Origin of the sequence: Pseudomonas sp. LS.1a, assembly GCF_022533585.1 — a bacterium.
GTDB lineage: Bacteria > Pseudomonadota > Gammaproteobacteria > Pseudomonadales > Pseudomonadaceae > Aquipseudomonas.
On the sequence record NZ_CP092827.1, the window covers coordinates 1,401,286 to 1,417,771 of the forward strand.

Here is a 16,486-nt window from a genome sequence, read left to right on the forward strand (position 1 = left end):
TCAGCCTTGTGGTGATCCTGTGGGAGCGGGTTCACCCGCGAAAGGGCCGGTAAAGGCAGTGCACTACTCAGCCCTTGCCCCCCGGGGCCAGCATGTTCTCCGGCCTCACCCACTGGTCGAACTGCTCATTGGTCAGGTACTTCAACTCCAATGCCGCCTCGCGCAAGGTCTTGCCTTCGCCATAGGCCTTCTTGGCAATTTCCGCCGCCTTGTCATAGCCAATATGCGGGTTCAGCGCCGTTACCAGCATCAGCCCCCGCTCCAGGTGCGCCGCCATCTGCTCGGCATCCGGCTCGATGCCCGCCACGCAGTGCTGCTGGAAGTTGCGGCAGCCGTCAGCCAGCAATTCGATCGACTGCAGCAGGTTGTGGATGATCACCGGCTTGAACACGTTCAGCTGCAAATGCCCCTGGCTGGCGGCAAAGCCGATTGCAGCATCGTTGCCCAGCACCTGGCAGGCCAGCATCGACAGCGCTTCGCACTGGGTAGGGTTGACCTTGCCTGGCATGATCGAGCTGCCTGGCTCGTTGGCCGGCAGGCGTACCTCGGCCAGCCCGGCGCGCGGGCCGGAACCCAGCAGGCGCAGGTCGTTGGCGATTTTCATCAGGGCCACGGCCAGGGTCTTCAGGGCGCCAGCCAGGCTGGTCAGCGGCTCGTGGCCGGCGAGGGCGGCGAACTTGTTCGGCGCAGTGACGAATGGCAGGCCAGACAGCGCTGCCAGCTCGGCGGCGACGGCTTCGGCAAAACCATGCGGTGCATTGAGCCCGGTGCCCACGGCAGTGCCGCCCTGGGCCAGTTCGCACACCGCCGGCAGGGTGGCGCGGATGGCGCGCTGGGCATAGTCGAGCTGGGCGACGAAGGCCGACACCTCCTGGCCGAAGGTGATCGGCGTGGCGTCCATCATGTGCGTGCGGCCGGTCTTCACCAGCTTGTGGTGGCGTGCCGACAACTCGGCCAGCCCCGAGGACAGCTCGGCGATGGCCGGCAGCAGCTTGTCGTGCACCGCCTGCGCCGCGGCAATGTGCATGGCAGTGGGGAAGCAGTCGTTGGAACTCTGCGAGCGGTTGACGTGGTCGTTGGGGTGCACGGGTGCCTTGCCGCCACGGCCCTTGCCGGCCAGTTCGTTGGCCCGCCCGGCGATCACTTCGTTGACGTTCATGTTGCTCTGGGTGCCGCTGCCGGTCTGCCAGACCACCAGCGGGAACTGGTCGTCATGCTGGCCGTCCAGCACTTCGTCGGCGGCCTGCTCGATCAGCCGGGCGATGTCGGCCGGCAAGTCGCCATTACGGTCGTTGACGCGTGCCGCGGCCTTCTTGATCAGCGCCAGGGCGTGCAGCACCGCGATGGGCATGCGTTCCTTGCCAATGGCGAAGTTGATCAGCGAACGCTGGGTCTGCGCACCCCAGTAGGCGTCCTCAGGAACTTCGACCGGGCCCAGGCTGTCTGTCTCGATACGGCTCATTCTGTACTCACTCCTGTGTAGTTCGAAATCGCAGTTTAGGCCCTGATTCGACCGAGCGGTTCAGTCGCTCGTCGTGCCACTTGAGCACATCGCCACCACGGCGCAGAATGCTCTACTTTGAGGTACCCGCCTCCCTCTCTTGTGAAGGAAATGCAATGACCCGTCTCCGTGTCCTTTGTGCCGCCGTTGCCCTGGCTTGCGCCAGCGGCCAGGTATTCGCTGCCACCGCCAGCCACAATGCTGCTGCCGAGAAATTCCTGACCCTGGCCAACGCTGACAAGCTGGGTACCCCGGTATACATGCAGGTCCAGCAGATGTTCGCCCAGCGTTTCGCCCAGACCAAGGCCCCGGCCACCAAGCAGCCAGTGCTGGAAAGCTACCAGGCCAAGGCCAACGCCGCGCTGGACAACGCCATCGGCTGGAACAAGCTGAAGCCGAAGATGGTCGACCTGTACACCCAGACCTTCACCGAGCAGGAGCTCAAGGACCTGGTCAAGTTCTACGAATCGCCGCTGGGCAAGAAAGTGCTGCGCGAAATGCCCAAGGTCACCCAGCAGTCGGCCCAGCTGACCCAGCAGAGCCTGGAGCCAGCGGTACCGGTGGTGAACAAGCTGCTGGACGACATGACCAAGGAACTGGACCCGAACGCTGGCAAGGCCGCCGCCCCGGCGAAGAAGTGAGTACGCCGCGATGACCATGCAACAGCGTATCGAACAGCAACTGGCCGCCCTGGCGCCGCAACACCTGCAAGTGCTCAACGAAAGCCACATGCACAGTCGTGGTCAGGAGACCCACTACAAGGCAGTGATCGTCAGCGAGCAGTTTGCCGGGTTGAACAGCGTCAAGCGCCACCAGAAGGTGTACGCCACCATGGGTGAGCTGATGGGCGAGATCCATGCTCTGGCCATCCACACCTACACCGCCGAAGAGTGGGCCAAGGTCGGCGTTGCACCGGCCTCGCCGGTGTGTGCGGGCGGCGGGCACTGAAACCTTGCTGTTGTTCTGGTAGAATCCGCAACATCCCAAAAGGGGGCTGCTGTGCAGCCCATCGCCGGCAAGCCGGCTCCCACAGTTAAAGTGCCCTCCTTGAGTGTGGCGCAATACCTGTGGGAGCTGGCTTGCCGGCGATGGCGCGCGCAGCGGCCCCCTGTTTCTTGTGTAACCCGGTCCGCCCCTTACGAGGGCAACCACCTGGAGAACCTGCTTCATGTCCCAACCCATCGTCGTCGCGGCGCTGTACAAGTTCGTCACCCTGGAAGACTACGTCGAGCTGCGTGAGCCGCTGCTCAAGACCATGCTCGACAACAACGTCAAAGGCACCCTGCTGCTGGCCCACGAGGGCATCAACGGCACCGTGTCTGCCACCCGCGAAGGCATCGACGGCCTGCTGGCCTGGCTGCGCAACGACCCGCGCCTGGTCGATGTCGACCACAAGGAATCGTACTGCGACGAACAGCCGTTCTACCGCACCAAGGTCAAGCTCAAGAAAGAGATCGTCACCCTCGGCGTGCCGGGCGTGGACCCGAACCAGGCGGTCGGCACCTACGTCGAGCCCAAGGACTGGAACGCGCTGATCAGCGACCCGGAAGTGCTGCTGATCGACACCCGCAACGACTACGAAGTGGCCATCGGCACCTTCAAGGGTGCCATCGACCCGAAGACCGAAACATTCCGCGAGTTCCCCGACTACATCAAGGCCAACTTCGACCCCAGCAAGCACAAGAAGGTTGCCATGTTCTGCACCGGTGGTATCCGTTGCGAAAAAGCCTCCAGCTACATGCTCGGTGAAGGCTTCGAGGCGGTCTATCATCTTAAGGGCGGCATCCTGAAATACTTCGAGGAAGTGCCTCAGGAAGAAAGCCTGTGGGACGGCGACTGCTTCGTCTTCGACAACCGCGTCACGGTGCGCCATGACCTGAGCGAGGGCGAGTACGACCAGTGCCACGCCTGCCGCCACCCGATCAATGCGGAGGAGCGCGCGTCGGAGCACTATTCGCCAGGGGTCAGCTGCCCGCATTGCTGGGACACCCTGAGCGAGAAGACCCGGCGTAGCGCTATCGACCGGCAGAAGCAGATCGAGCTGGCCAAGGCCCGCAACCTGCCGCACCCGATCGGTTACAACTACAAAGCCGAGGCTTGATGCATGTCTGCACGCCTGATCTATGTGATGGACCCGATGTGCTCCTGGTGCTGGGGTTTTGCGCCAGTGGCCGCGGCCCTGATCGCCCAGGCGCGTGAGGCAGGCGTGCCGACCCGCCTGGTGCCGGGCGGGCTGCGCACCGGCGGCAGTGCCCTGGACAGCGCTACCCGCAAGTACATCCTCGAACACTGGCAGGCAGTGGCCGATGCCACCGGCCAGCCGTTCCGCTTCGAGGGGGCCATGCCCGACGGCTTCGTCTACGACACCGAGCCGGCTTGCCGTGCCCTGGTCACTGCCCGCGAGCTGGACGCCGAGCGCGTCTGGCTGCTGCTGGCGCTGATCCAGCGTTCGTTCTACGAGCAGGGCGTGGATGTGACCGTTGCACCGCATCTGGTCGAACTGGCCGAACAGGCAGGCTTTGACCGGGCCGTGTTCGCCGAGGCCTTTGCCCGTGCCGACACCCGCGCCGCCACCGCAGCCGATTTCAGCTGGGCCCATGACTTGGGCATCGCCGGTTTCCCGACCCTGCTGGCCGAACGCAAGGGTCAACTGGCCCTGCTGACCAATGGCTACCAGCCGCTGGAGCGCCTGCAACCCTTGCTCGGCCGCTGGCTGCAGCAGGCCGCCTGTGCTTGATGTGCCTGGGTCACCCGACCCGGTGCCGGGTAAGCCTCACGCTGTGGCCGATCGACTTAGCTGGGCGGAAATCCGCCGCCTGGCCCTGCACCACAAGAAAAACCTCTGGTCCGCCAACTTCATCGCCGTATTGGCGGCTTGCTGCAGCGTGCCCATCCCGCTGCTGCTGCCGCTGCTGGTGGACGAAGTGCTGCTGGGCCATGGCGACGCCGCGCTGAAGTGGATGAACCACTTGCTGCCGTCCAGCTGGCAGGTGGCGGCCGGCTACATCGGCCTGATGTTGCTGCTGACCCTGTGCCTGCGCCTGTCCGCCCTGGCGTTCAACGTGATCCAGGCCAAGCTGTTCGCCGGCCTGGCCAAGGACATCGTCTATCGTCTGCGCATCCGCCTGATCGAGCGGCTCAAGCGCATCTCGCTGAAGGAATACGAAAGCCTGGGCAGCGGGACGGTGACCACCCACCTGGTCACCGACCTGGACACCCTCGACAAATTCGTCGGCGAAACCCTCAGCCGCTTCCTGGTGGCCATGCTGACCCTGACCGGCACGGCGGCCATCCTGATCTGGATGCACTGGCAGCTGGCCTTGCTGATATTGCTGTTCAACCCGCTGGTGATCTACTTCACCGTGCAGTTGGGCAAGCGCGTCAAGCACCTGAAAAAACTCGAGAACGACAGTACCGCGCGGTTTACCCAGGCGTTGGCGGAAACCCTCGATGCCATCCAGGAAATCCGCGCTGGCAACCGCCAGGGCTACTTCCTCGGTCGCCTTGGCCTGCGCGCCCGCGAAGTGCGTGACTACGCCGTGGACTCGCAATGGAAGAGCGATGCCAGCGGCCGTGCCAGTGGCCTGCTGTTCCAGTTCGGCATCGATATCTTCCGCGCCGCGGCCATGCTCACCGTGCTGTTCTCCGACCTGTCGATCGGCCAGATGCTGGCGGTGTTCAGCTACCTGTGGTTCATGATCGGCCCGGTGGAGCAGTTGCTCAACCTGCAATATGCCTACTACGCCGCCGGTGGTGCGTTGAGCCGCCTCAACGAACTGCTGGCGCGTGCCGACGAGCCGCAGTACCCGGCCGCCAGTGACCCGTTCGCCGGCCGCGAGACGGTGGGCATCGAAGTGCGCGACCTGCGCTTTGCCTATGCCGACGAGCCGGTGCTCGAGCACCTCGACCTGTCCATCGCCCCAGGCGAGAAGGTAGCGATCGTCGGTGCCAGCGGTGGTGGCAAGAGCACCCTGGTGCAACTGTTGCTGGGCCTTTATAGCGCCCAGGCCGGCACCATCCGCTTTGGCGGTGCCAGCCTGCAGGAAATCGGCCTGGAAACCCTGCGCGAGAACGTCGCGGTGGTGTTGCAGCACCCGTCATTGTTCAACGACACCGTGCGCGCCAACCTGACCATGGGCCGTGACAGCAGCGACGAGGCCTGCTGGCAGGCACTGCGCATCGCCCAGCTGGATGCCACCATCGCCGCCTTGCCACAGGGCCTGGACAGTGTGGTGGGGCGCTCCGGCGTGCGCTTGTCCGGTGGCCAGCGCCAGCGCCTGGCCATTGCCCGCATGGTGCTGGCCGAGCCCAAGGTGGTGATCCTCGACGAAGCCACCTCGGCCCTGGATGCCGCCACCGAATACAACCTGCACCAGGCCCTGGCGCGCTTCCTCAGCGGCCGTACCACACTGATCATCGCCCACCGCCTGTCGGCGGTGAAACAGGCCGACCGGGTGCTGGTGTTCGATGGCGGGCATGTGGCCGAGGATGGCGACCATCAGCAGCTGATTGCCGAGGGTGGGTTGTATGCCAAGTTGTATGGGCACCTGCAGCAGAGCTGAATTTTTGCCAGCCAGTGCGGGCCCTGTCGTCGGCAAGCCAGCTCCCGCAGGATTACCACAGGCCTGAGTATTGTGGGGTACCTGTGGGAGGTGGCGTGCCTGCGACAGGGCCGGGAAGTCCGTGTGAAAATCCCCAGGCTCCCTGTCATAAAAAACCCAGCCATGGGGATGGCAAATGGCCTACGCTGTGCTTGTCTGGGTTGATTTGCGCCTTATCTGCTCTGTGACAGGGACTCCATGAAGGGACATCGCACTCTAGAAGCGCCAAAGTTGCTCGGCATCACCTGGCCCTTCATCGCCGTGGTGGTCTTCCAGGTCGCCTTGGGCAGCCTCAGCCTTTATACGCTCTCGGCCGTGCGTGCCTATGTCGCGGGCGAAAGCCTGTGGTCCAAGGCACAGAAAGACGCCATCTACTACCTCAACCTGTACGCCGAAACCCGCGACGACAGCACCTACCAGCGCTATCGCCAGGCTATCACCGTGCCCCAGGGCGACTACCAGCTGCGCGAGGTGCTCGACCAGCCCAGCCCCGACCTGAACGCCGCGCGCCAGGCCGTGCTGCAAGGCGGCAACCATCCTGACGATGTCGAGCGGATCATCTGGTTCTACCGCAACTTTCGCAACGTCAGCTACATGCAGACGGCAATCGACTACTGGGACATCGGCGACGACTACCTGGGCAAGCTGGATATGCTGGCCGTGGAAATGCGCAGCAGCTTCGCCGCTGGCCCGGTCGACGCCCGCACGGTCAGCGACTGGAAGGCGCGCATCGTCACCATCAATGAAGGGGTAACCCCGGCCGCCAGGGCGTTCAGCGATGCTCTGGGCGAAGGCTCGCGCATGCTGCTGCGGGTACTGCTGATCACCAACCTGCTGACTGCGATGTTCCTGATTGCCATTGCCTGGCGTCGCTCCAGCAAGCTGCTGGCCCAGCGCCAGGCCTTTGCCAGCGCCCTGCAGGAAGAAAAGGAGCGGGCGCAGATCACCCTGCAGGCCATCGGCGATGCGGTGATTGCCGCTGATGTGGAGGGCAGTATCGGCTACATGAACCCGGCCGCCGAGCAACTGACCCACTGGCAGGCCGGCCAGGCCCAGGGCCTGCCGCTGTCGGCGCTGTTCAGCCTGGTGGACGAGCAGGCCGAGGAAGACGGCCGCAGCCTGGTGGAGCAGGTGCTCAGCGGCAGCCTCAAGGGCGGCGCTGAACATGCCCGGCTGATCCAGCGCCTGGACGGTAGCACTGTGTCGGTCAACCTGGTCGGTTCGCCGATCGTCAGTGACGGCCAGGTCAGCGGTATCGTGCTGGTGCTGCACGACATGACCCAGGAGCGCCAGTACATCGCCAACCTGTCCTGGCAGGCCACCCACGACGCCCTGACCGGCCTGGCCAACCGCCGCGAGTTCGAATACCGCCTGGAGCAGGCGCTCAATGACCTGGCGCGCCAGGCCGGGCGGCATTCGCTGATGTTCCTCGACCTTGACCAGTTCAAGCTGGTCAACGACACCTGCGGGCATGCCGCCGGCGACGAACTGCTGCGGCACATCTGCGCCGTGCTGCAATCCGGCCTGCGCGAAGGCGACACCCTGGCCCGGCTGGGGGGTGACGAATTTGGTGTGCTGTTGGAAAACTGCCCGCCCGACCAGGCCGAGCGCATTGCCGAGCAACTGCGCCAGCTGGTGCAGAGCCTGCATTTCGTGTGGAAGGGGCGACCGTTCGTCACCACCGTCAGCGTCGGCCTGGTGCACATGGCCCAGGCTCCCGGCACCCTCGAAAGCTCGCTGCGCGCCGCCGACATGGCCTGCTACATGGCCAAGGAAAAGGGCCGCAACCGCGTGCAGGTGTACCATGCCGACGACAGCGAGCTGTCCATGCGTTTTGGCGAAATGGCCTGGATCCAGCGCTTGCATGTGGCCCTGGAGGAAAACCGCTTCTGCCTGTACGCCCAGGAAATCGCCCCGCTGAAAACCTTCGAAGGCCCCGGCCATATCGAGATTCTGCTGCGTCTGCACGACGAAAGCGGCCGTACCATTCTGCCCAGCAGTTTCATCCCGGCGGCCGAGCGCTACGGCCTGATGACCGCGCTGGACCGCTGGGTGGTGCGCAATGTGTTCCAGGTCATTCGCCAGTGCCTGGACGAAGGGCGCGAGGGGCCGCTGTCGATCTGCGCGATCAACCTGTCGGGCTCGAGCATTGGCGACGACAAGTTCCTCGAATACCTGCAGCGCCTGTTCGTCGAATACGCCATCCCGCCGCGGATGATCTGTTTCGAAATCACCGAAACCAGTGCCATAGCCAACCTTGGCAGCGCCATTCGCTTCATCAACGAGCTGAAGGGGCTGGGTTGTCGCTTCTCGCTCGATGACTTCTGCGCCGGCATGTCGTCGTTCGCCTATCTCAAGCATTTGCCGGTGGATTACCTGAAGATCGACGGGAGTTTCGTCAAGGACATGCTCGACGACCCGGTCAACCGGGCCATGGTCGAGGTCATCAACCATATCGGTCACGTAATGGGCAAGCGCACCATTGCCGAATTCGTCGAAACACCCTTGATCGAGCAGGCCTTGCAGGAAATTGGCGTGGATTACGCTCAGGGCTATCTCATCGAACGCCCCCAGGTGTTCACCTGTGACAGTCTGCAGCGCCAACGGATCGCCGCCCGGCCTCTGTTGCAGCGGGCACCTGGCACGTTTCGTTAGCTAGAAATCACAAGGATCAAGGAGCTGAAAGTGATTGATGCATTCGTTCGTATCGGGCCTTTGATGGATCCCGCCAGCTATCCCCAATGGGCCCAGCAACTGATTGAAGACTGCCGCGAGAGCAAGCGCCGGGTAGTTGAGCATGAGTTCTACACGCGCCTGCGCGATGGCCAGTTGAAACAATCGACCATTCGCCAGTATCTGATCGGTGGCTGGCCGGTGGTGGAGCAATTCTCGCTGTACATGGCCCACAACCTGACCAAGACCCGCTATGGCCGGCACCAGGGCGAAGACATGGCGCGGCGCTGGCTGATGCGCAACATCCGTGTCGAGCTCAACCACGCCGACTACTGGGTGAACTGGTGCCAGGCGCATGGCGTGCACCTGCACGAGTTGCAGGCCCAGGAAGTGCCGCCTGAGCTGAACGGCCTGAACGACTGGTGCTGGCGCGTATGCGCTACCGAGAACCTGGCCATTTCCATGGCGGCGACCAACTACGCCATCGAAGGTGCGACCGGCGAATGGTCGGCGGTGGTGTGCTCCACCGACACCTATGCGTTGGGTTTTCCGGAGGATCAGCGCAAGCGGGCGATGAAGTGGCTGAAGATGCATGCCCAGTATGACGACGCGCACCCGTGGGAGGCGCTGGAGATCATCTGCACCCTGGCCGGCGAGAACCCGACCCTGGGGCTGCGCAACGAACTGCGCAGGGCGATTTGCAAGAGTTATGACTGCATGTACCTGTTCCTGGAGCGGTGCATGCAGCTGGAAGGGCGCCAGCAGGGGCGCATGCGCCCGGCACTGGCCGCGGGCTGATCGCTCTCCTGTCCTGGCCTCTTCGCGGGTAAACCCGCTCCTACAAGTACTGCGCTGCCCTCATGGCGGTGAATAACCCTGTGGGAGCGGGCGTGCCCGCGAAGAGGCCGGTGCAGGCCTACTGGGCGTTGAACGCCTGCCCATTCACCCCTTTGCTGTCCGGCCCCATCAGGTACAGGTACACCGGCATGATCTCATCCGGCAGCGGGTTGTTCTGCGGGTTTTCGCTGGGGTAGGCCTGTGCCCGCATCGCCGTGCGCGTGGCGCCCGGGTTGATGCTGTTGGAGCGCACCGGTGCCACGCCGTCCAGTTCATCGGCCAGGGTTTGCATCAGGCCCTCGGTGGCGAACTTGGACACGCCATAGGCGCCCCAGTAGGCCCGGCCCTTGCGCCCGACGCTGCTGCTGGTGAATACCACCGAAGCATCTTCCGACAGCTTCAGCAGCGGTAGCAGGGTGCTGGTGAGCATGAAGGTGGCATTGACGTTGATGTGCATCACGCGCATGAAGTTGTCGCCCGACAGCTGCTCCAGCGGCGTGCGCGGGCCGATGATCGAAGCATTGTTCAGCAGGCCGTCGAGGCGGCCGAACTGCTCCTCGATCATCACCGCCAGTTCGTCGTACTGGTGGGGCAGGGCGGTTTCCAGGTTGAACGGGATCACCACCGGTTGCGGGTGCCCCGCGGCTTCGATCTGGTCGTAGACCTCGTTGAGGTTGGCCTCGGTCTTGCCCAGCAGCAGCACGGTGGCGCCCAGTGCAGCGTAGGCCTTGGCGGCAGCGGCGCCGATGCCGCGGCCGGCACCGGTAACCAGGATGACCCGGCCTTGCAGCAGGTCGGGGCGGGCGGTGTAGTCGAACATGGTAGGTCCTTCGAGTTCGTTGGCGCGGCACCGTCCCCTGTGGGAGCGGGTTTACCCGCGAATGCGTGCGATCAGGCGCCGTTGTCGTCTGGGCTGACGCATTCGCGGGTAAACCCGCTCCCACAGGGGCTGTGCTGCGGTCTAGACGGGGTTCAGCAGCCGCACAGCGCGCTGTCGATCACTTTGCGCAGCTCCAGCGGGTGGTCCACCACCACGTCGGCGCCCCAGTTGTTGGGGTTGTCCTCTGGATGAATATAGCCGTAGCGCACCGCCGCCGTGCGGGTGCCGGCGTCGCGGCCAGACTCGATGTCGCGCAGGTCGTCGCCGACGAACAGTACGCTGGCGGGGTCCAGGCCCAGGGTCTTGCAGGCCAGGATCAGCGGCTCGGGGTCGGGTTTGCTGTTCTTAACGTGGTCCGGGCAGATCAATAGCGCCGAACGCTCGGCCAGGCCCAGCTGTTGCATGATCGGCTCGGCGAAGCGCACCGGCTTGTTGGTGACCACGCCCCACAGCAGGTTGCCTTTCTCGATGTCGGCCAGCAGCTCGGCCATGCCGTCGAACAGCTTGCTGTGCACCGCGCAGTCGCGCTGGTAACGTTCGAGGAACTCCAGGCGCAGGGGCTCGAAGCCTTCGGCCTCCGGGCTCATGGCGAAGGTGGCGGCGACCATCGCCCGGGCACCGCCGGAGATCACGTCGCGGATCAGCTTGTCATCGACGGCCGGCAGGCCGCGCTCGGCGAGCATGGCCTGGCAGATGGCGATGAAGTCCGGCGCCGTGTCGAGCAAGGTGCCGTCCATGTCGAAGAGTACTGCTTGCAAGCGCATGCTCATTCCTCGCGCAGGGTCTGGATCATGTAGTTGACGTCAACGTCGCTGCTGAGCTTGTAATGCTTGGTCAGCGGGTTGTAGGTCAGGCCGATGATGTCCTTCACCTGCAGGCCGGCAACGCGGCTCCAGGCGCCCAGCTCGGACGGGCGGATGAACTTCTTGAAGTCATGGGTGCCGCGCGGCAGCATCTTCAGGATGTATTCGGCGCCGACAATGGCCAGCAGGTAGGCCTTGGGGTTGCGGTTGATGGTGGAGAAGAACACCTGGCCGCCAGGCTTGACCATGCGGTAGCAGGCGCGGATGACCGAAGACGGGTCGGGCACGTGCTCGAGCATTTCCAGGCAGGTGACCACGTCGAACTGTTCGGGCATTTCCTCGGCCAGGGCTTCGGCGGTGATCTGCCGGTATTCCACCTGCACGCCCGACTCCAGCTGGTGCAGCTGGGCCACGGCCAGCGGCGCCTCACCCATGTCGATGCCGGTGACCGTGGCGCCGCGCAGGGCCATGGCCTCGCTGAGGATGCCGCCACCGCAACCCACGTCCAGCACTTTCTTGCCGGCCAGGCTGGCGCGCTCGTCGATCCAGTTGACGCGCAGCGGGTTGATTTCGTGCAGCGGCTTGAACTCGCTTTCGCGGTCCCACCAGCGGTGGGCCAGCGCTTCGAACTTGGCGATTTCGGCGCGGTCGACGTTGCTCATTGAACAGTCCTCTGAAACTTCGCAAAATTGCGCCGGAGTATACCCGAGCGCTCGGCCCCGAGGGTCGCTATAATCGCCGGCTTTTGATATCCGAACGACGGGGAGAGGCGATGCGCGAGCGACTTTTGGCGGCGGAGAAGGTGACCGGGATCCGCTGGCAGGACGGCGTCTTGCATCTGCTCGACCAGCGCCTGCTGCCGTCAGAAGAACGCTGGCTGGCCTGCGACAATGTCGCGCAGGTGGCGGCGGCGATCCGCGACATGGTCGTGCGCGGCGCCTCGGCCATCGGCATTGCCGCGGCCTATGGCCTGGTGCTGGCCCTGGAAGAGCGGCTGGCCGAGGGGGGTGATTGGGAAATGGACCTGGAAGATGACTTCCTCACCCTGGCCGAAGCGCGCCCTACCGCCGCCAACCTGTTCTGGGCGCTGAACCGCATGCGCGAGCGCCTGCAGCGCCTGCGTCCGGATGAGGGCGTGCTGGCGGCGCTGGAGGCCGAAGCGGTGGCCATTCATGAAAGCGACCGCGAAGCCAACCTGACCATGGCCCAGCAGGGTGTCGAGCTGATTCGCCGTCACCAGGGCAACGCCCAGACCCTGCTCACCTACGGCAATGCCGGCGCCCTGGCCGGTGGTGGTTTCGGCACTGCGCTGGGGGTGATCCGCGCCGGCTACCTGGAGGGCATGGTCGAGCGGGTGTATGCCGGCGAGACACGCCCCTGGCTGCATGGCTCGCGCCTGACCGCCTGGGAACTGGCCAACGAAGGCATCCCGGTGACCCTGTGCGCCGACTCGGCGCTGGCCCACCTGATGAAGAGCAAGGGCATCACCTGGGTGGTGGTAGGCGCGGACTGCATTGCCGCCAACGGCGACGTTGCCAGCAAGATCGGCACCTACCAGCTGGCAGTCAGCGCCATGCACCATGGCGTGCGTTTCATGGTGGTGGCGCCGAGCACCAGCATCGACCTGAACCTGGCCACGGGTGAGGACATCCCGCTGGAAGAGCGCGCTGCCGACGAGTTGCTAGACATTGGCGGCACCCGCGTGGCGCCGGATGTCGAGGTATTCAACCCGTTATTCGACGTGACCCCGGCCGACCTGATCGACGTGATCGTGACCGAGCGCGGCATCGTCGAGCGGCCGGATACCGCCAAGCTGGCGCAACTGATATGCCGCAAGCGGTTGCACTGATATTCGTAGTGCCTGTGCCGGCCTCTTCGCGGGTAAACCCGCTCCCACAGGTGTGCCGTCTCCCTCAGGCCTTGTGATAACCCTGTGGGAGCGGGTTCACCCGCGAAGAGGCCGGCACAGGTTATGGAAGATCAATATCCAAAGCCGCTTGAGGCCACCTGCCACATCTCCCCACCGCCCCTGCCTTTGTGATAACATCCGGCAGTTTCCAAGACCGCCCACCACAGCGGCCTTCATTGCGCAGATCCATGGCACAACTCATTGATTTGTCGTAAGTCGTCGCACCCTTATGCGCTGCGGCGGCGAGCTTCGTTCGGCCCTTGATGGAGCTGCGAAGTTTCACCAGAAAAAGGAATCAGGCTTCTCATGGGCGAACTGGCCAAAGAAATCCTCCCGGTCAATATCGAAGACGAACTGAGACAGTCCTACCTCGACTACGCGATGAGCGTGATTGTCGGGCGAGCGCTGCCCGATGCGCGTGACGGCTTGAAGCCCGTGCATCGCCGCGTTCTCTATGCGATGAGCGAACTGGGCAACGACTGGAACAAGCCGTACAAGAAATCCGCCCGTGTGGTCGGTGACGTGATCGGTAAGTACCACCCGCATGGCGACACCGCGGTCTACGACACCATCGTGCGTATGGCCCAGCCGTTCTCGCTGCGCTACCTGCTGGTCGATGGCCAGGGCAACTTCGGTTCGGTGGACGGCGACAACGCCGCAGCCATGCGATACACCGAAGTGCGCATGGCTAAGCTGGCCCACGAGCTGCTGGCCGACCTGCACAAAGAGACCGTCGACTGGGTGCCCAACTACGACGGCACCGAGCAGATCCCGGCGGTCATGCCGACCCGTATCCCCAACCTGCTGGTCAACGGTTCCAGCGGTATCGCCGTGGGCATGGCAACCAACATCCCGCCGCACAACCTCGGCGAGGTCATCGATGGCTGCCTGGCACTCATCGACAACCCCGAAGTCACCATCGATGAGCTGATGCAGCACATCCCTGGTCCGGACTTCCCGACTGCCGGCCTGATCAACGGCCGCCAGGGCATCATCGAGGCCTATCGCACAGGCCGCGGCCGCATCTACATGCGCGCCCGCTCCGAAATCGAAGACATCGACAAGGTCGGCGGCCGCCAGCAGATCGTGGTCACCGAGCTGCCGTACCAGCTGAACAAGGCACGCCTGATCGAGAAGATCGCCGAGCTGGTCAAAGAGAAGAAGATCGAAGGCATCACCGAGCTGCGCGACGAGTCCGACAAGGACGGCATGCGCATCGTCATCGAGCTGCGTCGCGGCGAGGTGCCGGAGGTGGTGCTCAACAACCTGTATTCGCAGACCCAGCTGCAGAGCGTGTTCGGCATCAACGTCGTCGCCCTGGTCGACGGTCGTCCGCGCCTGCTCAACCTCAAGGACCTGCTCGAGGCGTTCGTCCGTCACCGCCGTGAAGTGGTGACCCGCCGTACCGTGTTCGAGCTGCGCAAGGCCCGCGAACGCGGCCACATCCTTGAAGGCCAGGCGGTCGCACTGTCCAACATCGACCCGGTCATCGCCCTGATCAAGGCCTCGCCGACCCCGTCCGAAGCCAAGGAGGCCCTGGTCTCCACCGCCTGGGAATCCAGTGCCGTGCAGGTCATGGTCGAGCGCGCCGGCGCCGATTCCTGCCGCCCTGAGGACCTGCCGGAGCAGTACGGCCTGCGTGAAGGCAAGTACTACCTGTCGCCGGAACAGGCACAAGCCATTCTCGACCTGCGCCTGCACCGCCTGACCGGTCTTGAGCACGAGAAGCTGCTGGCCGAGTACCAGGAAATCCTCGAGCAGATCGGTGAGCTGATCCGCATCCTCAGTAGCGCCGAGCGCCTGATGGAAGTGATCCGCGAAGAGCTGGAAGCCATCCGCGCCGAATACGGCGATGCCCGCCGCACCGAAATTCTCGATGCGCGTCACGACCTCAACTACGGCGACATGATCCCGGAAGAAGAGCGCGTGGTGACCATTTCCCACGGCGGCTACGCCAAGACCCAGCCGCTGTCCGCCTACCAGGCCCAGCGCCGTGGCGGCAAAGGCAAGTCGGCTACCGGGGTGAAGGACGAGGACTACGTCGAGCACCTGCTGGTTGCCAACAGCCACGCCACCCTGCTGCTGTTCTCCAGCAAGGGCAAGGTTTACTGGCTGAAGACCTACGACATCCCTGAAGCGTCCCGCGCCGCCCGCGGCCGCCCACTGGTCAACCTGTTGCCGCTGGAGGAAGGTGAGCGCATCACTGCCATGCTGCAGATCGACCTCGAGGCCCTGCAGCAGAATGCTGGCGCCGATGAAGAGCTGGAGGACGCGGAAGACACCGTGCTCGAAGGTGAAGTGGTCGAGGCCGAGGAAGTGGACGAGGAAGACGGCGACACCCCTGAGTGGGTGGCCGAGCCGACCGGCGCCTACATCTTCATGGCCACCGCTTCGGGTACCGTGAAGAAGACCCCGCTGGTGCAGTTCGCCCGTCCGCGCTCCAACGGCCTGATCGCCCTGAAGCTGAAGGAAGGTGACACCCTGATCGCTGCGGCCATCACCGACGGTGCCAAGGAAGTCATGATGTTCTCCGACGCCGGCAAGGTGATCCGCTTCGCTGAAAGCGTGGTGCGCGAGATGGGCCGTAACGCCCGTGGCGTGCGCGGCATGAAGCTGGGCAAGGGCCAGCAGATCATCTCCATGCTGATCCCGGAATCCGGCGCGCAGATCCTCACCGCCTCCGAGCGTGGCTTTGGCAAGCGCACCCCGCTATCCAAGTTCCCGCGTCGCGGCCGTGGTGGCCAGGGCGTGATCGCCATGGGCACCAAGGGGCGCAACGGCCTGCTGATCGGCGCCATCCAGGTGCAGGAAGGCGAAGAGATCATGCTGATCTCCGACCAGGGCACGCTGGTGCGTACCCGCGTTGGCGAAGTGTCCAGCCTGGGGCGTAACACCCAGGGTGTGACCTTGATCAAGCTGGCCACTGACGAGACACTGGTAGGCCTGGAGCGTATCCAGGAGCCGTCCGAGGAAGAGCTCGATGATGTGATCGAGACGGACGAAGAGGGCGTCGAGGCTGAAGCGCCAGACAACGAAGAAGCTGCTGGCGCCGAAGAGGCCCCGCAGGAGTAAGCAAGCGTAGAACCCGAACGGGGCGACCAAGGTCGCCCCGTTTGACTGATTAGAGTTGGCAACGTCCTCAAGGGCGGTGCAATAGCCTGTGGGAGCGGGTTTACCCGCGAAGAAGACACCGCGGTGCATGGCAAGGGCTTCGCCCTTGTTCGCGGGTAAACCCGCTCCCACAGGGTTCCTGGCAGCATCGAAGATTGACGATTTGTTCTA

General features: G+C 64.2%; 13 protein-coding genes. 9 read left to right on the plus strand and 4 right to left on the minus strand.

Annotation, left to right across the window (positions count from 1 at the left end; genetic code table 11):
* Window positions 1–67: 67 nt before the first annotated feature.
* Window positions 68–1,462, minus strand: coding sequence for a class II fumarate hydratase (locus MKK04_RS06525; protein WP_207829105.1), 1,395 nt, complete (start codon window positions 1,460–1,462; stop codon window positions 68–70).
* Window positions 1,463–1,617: 155 nt separating this feature from the next.
* On the opposite strand from MKK04_RS06525, the gene MKK04_RS06530 reads away from it, so the two are divergent.
* The 7 genes from MKK04_RS06530 (at window position 1,618) to MKK04_RS06560 (ending at window position 9,573) form a co-directional block, all read left to right on the plus strand.
* A complete protein-coding gene (locus MKK04_RS06530) occupies window positions 1,618–2,142 on the plus strand; it encodes a DUF2059 domain-containing protein (RefSeq protein WP_207829102.1) in 525 nt (174 codons plus the stop codon).
* A 10-nt stretch (window positions 2,143–2,152) separates the two neighbouring features.
* A complete protein-coding gene (locus MKK04_RS06535; RefSeq protein WP_003252644.1) occupies window positions 2,153–2,449 on the plus strand; it encodes a BolA family protein in 297 nt (98 codons plus the stop codon).
* A 220-nt stretch (window positions 2,450–2,669) separates the two neighbouring features.
* Window positions 2,670–3,602, plus strand: coding sequence for an oxygen-dependent tRNA uridine(34) hydroxylase TrhO (gene trhO, locus MKK04_RS06540; protein WP_025338092.1), 933 nt, complete (start codon window positions 2,670–2,672; stop codon window positions 3,600–3,602).
* Between the two features lie 3 nt (window positions 3,603–3,605).
* A complete protein-coding gene (locus tag MKK04_RS06545; protein WP_207829098.1) occupies window positions 3,606–4,238 on the plus strand; it encodes a DsbA family protein in 633 nt (210 codons plus the stop codon).
* Complete coding sequence (locus MKK04_RS06550; protein WP_207829090.1) at window positions 4,231–6,063, plus strand: ABC transporter ATP-binding protein; 1,833 nt, start codon at window positions 4,231–4,233, stop codon at window positions 6,061–6,063. Before MKK04_RS06545 ends, MKK04_RS06550 begins: the two co-directional genes overlap by 8 nt.
* 237 nt (window positions 6,064–6,300) lie before the next feature.
* Window positions 6,301–8,757 carry an EAL domain-containing protein gene (locus MKK04_RS06555; RefSeq protein WP_207829088.1) on the plus strand — a complete coding sequence of 819 codons (2,457 nt, stop codon included), beginning with the start codon at window positions 6,301–6,303 and terminating at the stop codon, window positions 8,755–8,757.
* Between the two features lie 30 nt (window positions 8,758–8,787).
* Complete coding sequence (locus MKK04_RS06560) at window positions 8,788–9,573, plus strand: TenA family transcriptional regulator (protein ID WP_207829086.1); 786 nt, start codon at window positions 8,788–8,790, stop codon at window positions 9,571–9,573.
* 118 nt (window positions 9,574–9,691) lie between these two features.
* On the opposite strand, the gene MKK04_RS06565 is transcribed toward MKK04_RS06560, so the two are convergent.
* The 3 genes from MKK04_RS06565 to ubiG all read right to left on the minus strand — a co-directional run bounded on the left by MKK04_RS06565 (window position 9,692) and on the right by ubiG (window position 11,957).
* Window positions 9,692–10,432, minus strand: a complete 741-nt coding sequence (locus MKK04_RS06565; protein WP_233687211.1) for a YciK family oxidoreductase — start codon at window positions 10,430–10,432, stop codon at window positions 9,692–9,694.
* 152 nt (window positions 10,433–10,584) lie between these two features.
* On the minus strand, window positions 10,585–11,256 hold the full coding sequence (gene mupP, locus MKK04_RS06570; protein ID WP_207829082.1) for an N-acetylmuramic acid 6-phosphate phosphatase MupP: 672 nt from the start codon (window positions 11,254–11,256) through the stop codon (window positions 10,585–10,587).
* 2 nt (window positions 11,257–11,258) lie between these two features.
* Window positions 11,259–11,957 (minus strand): bifunctional 2-polyprenyl-6-hydroxyphenol methylase/3-demethylubiquinol 3-O-methyltransferase UbiG, encoded by a 699-nt coding sequence (ubiG, locus tag MKK04_RS06575; protein WP_025338098.1) that lies wholly within the window; start codon window positions 11,955–11,957, stop codon window positions 11,259–11,261.
* Between the two features lie 110 nt (window positions 11,958–12,067).
* On the opposite strand from ubiG, the gene mtnA reads away from it, so the two are divergent.
* Window positions 12,068–13,144, plus strand: a complete 1,077-nt coding sequence (mtnA, locus tag MKK04_RS06580; protein WP_241106361.1) for an S-methyl-5-thioribose-1-phosphate isomerase — start codon at window positions 12,068–12,070, stop codon at window positions 13,142–13,144.
* A 366-nt stretch (window positions 13,145–13,510) separates the two neighbouring features.
* Window positions 13,511–16,276 (plus strand): DNA gyrase subunit A, encoded by a 2,766-nt coding sequence (gene gyrA / locus MKK04_RS06585; protein ID WP_207829065.1) that lies wholly within the window; start codon window positions 13,511–13,513, stop codon window positions 16,274–16,276.
* Window positions 16,277–16,486 lie beyond the last annotated feature (210 nt).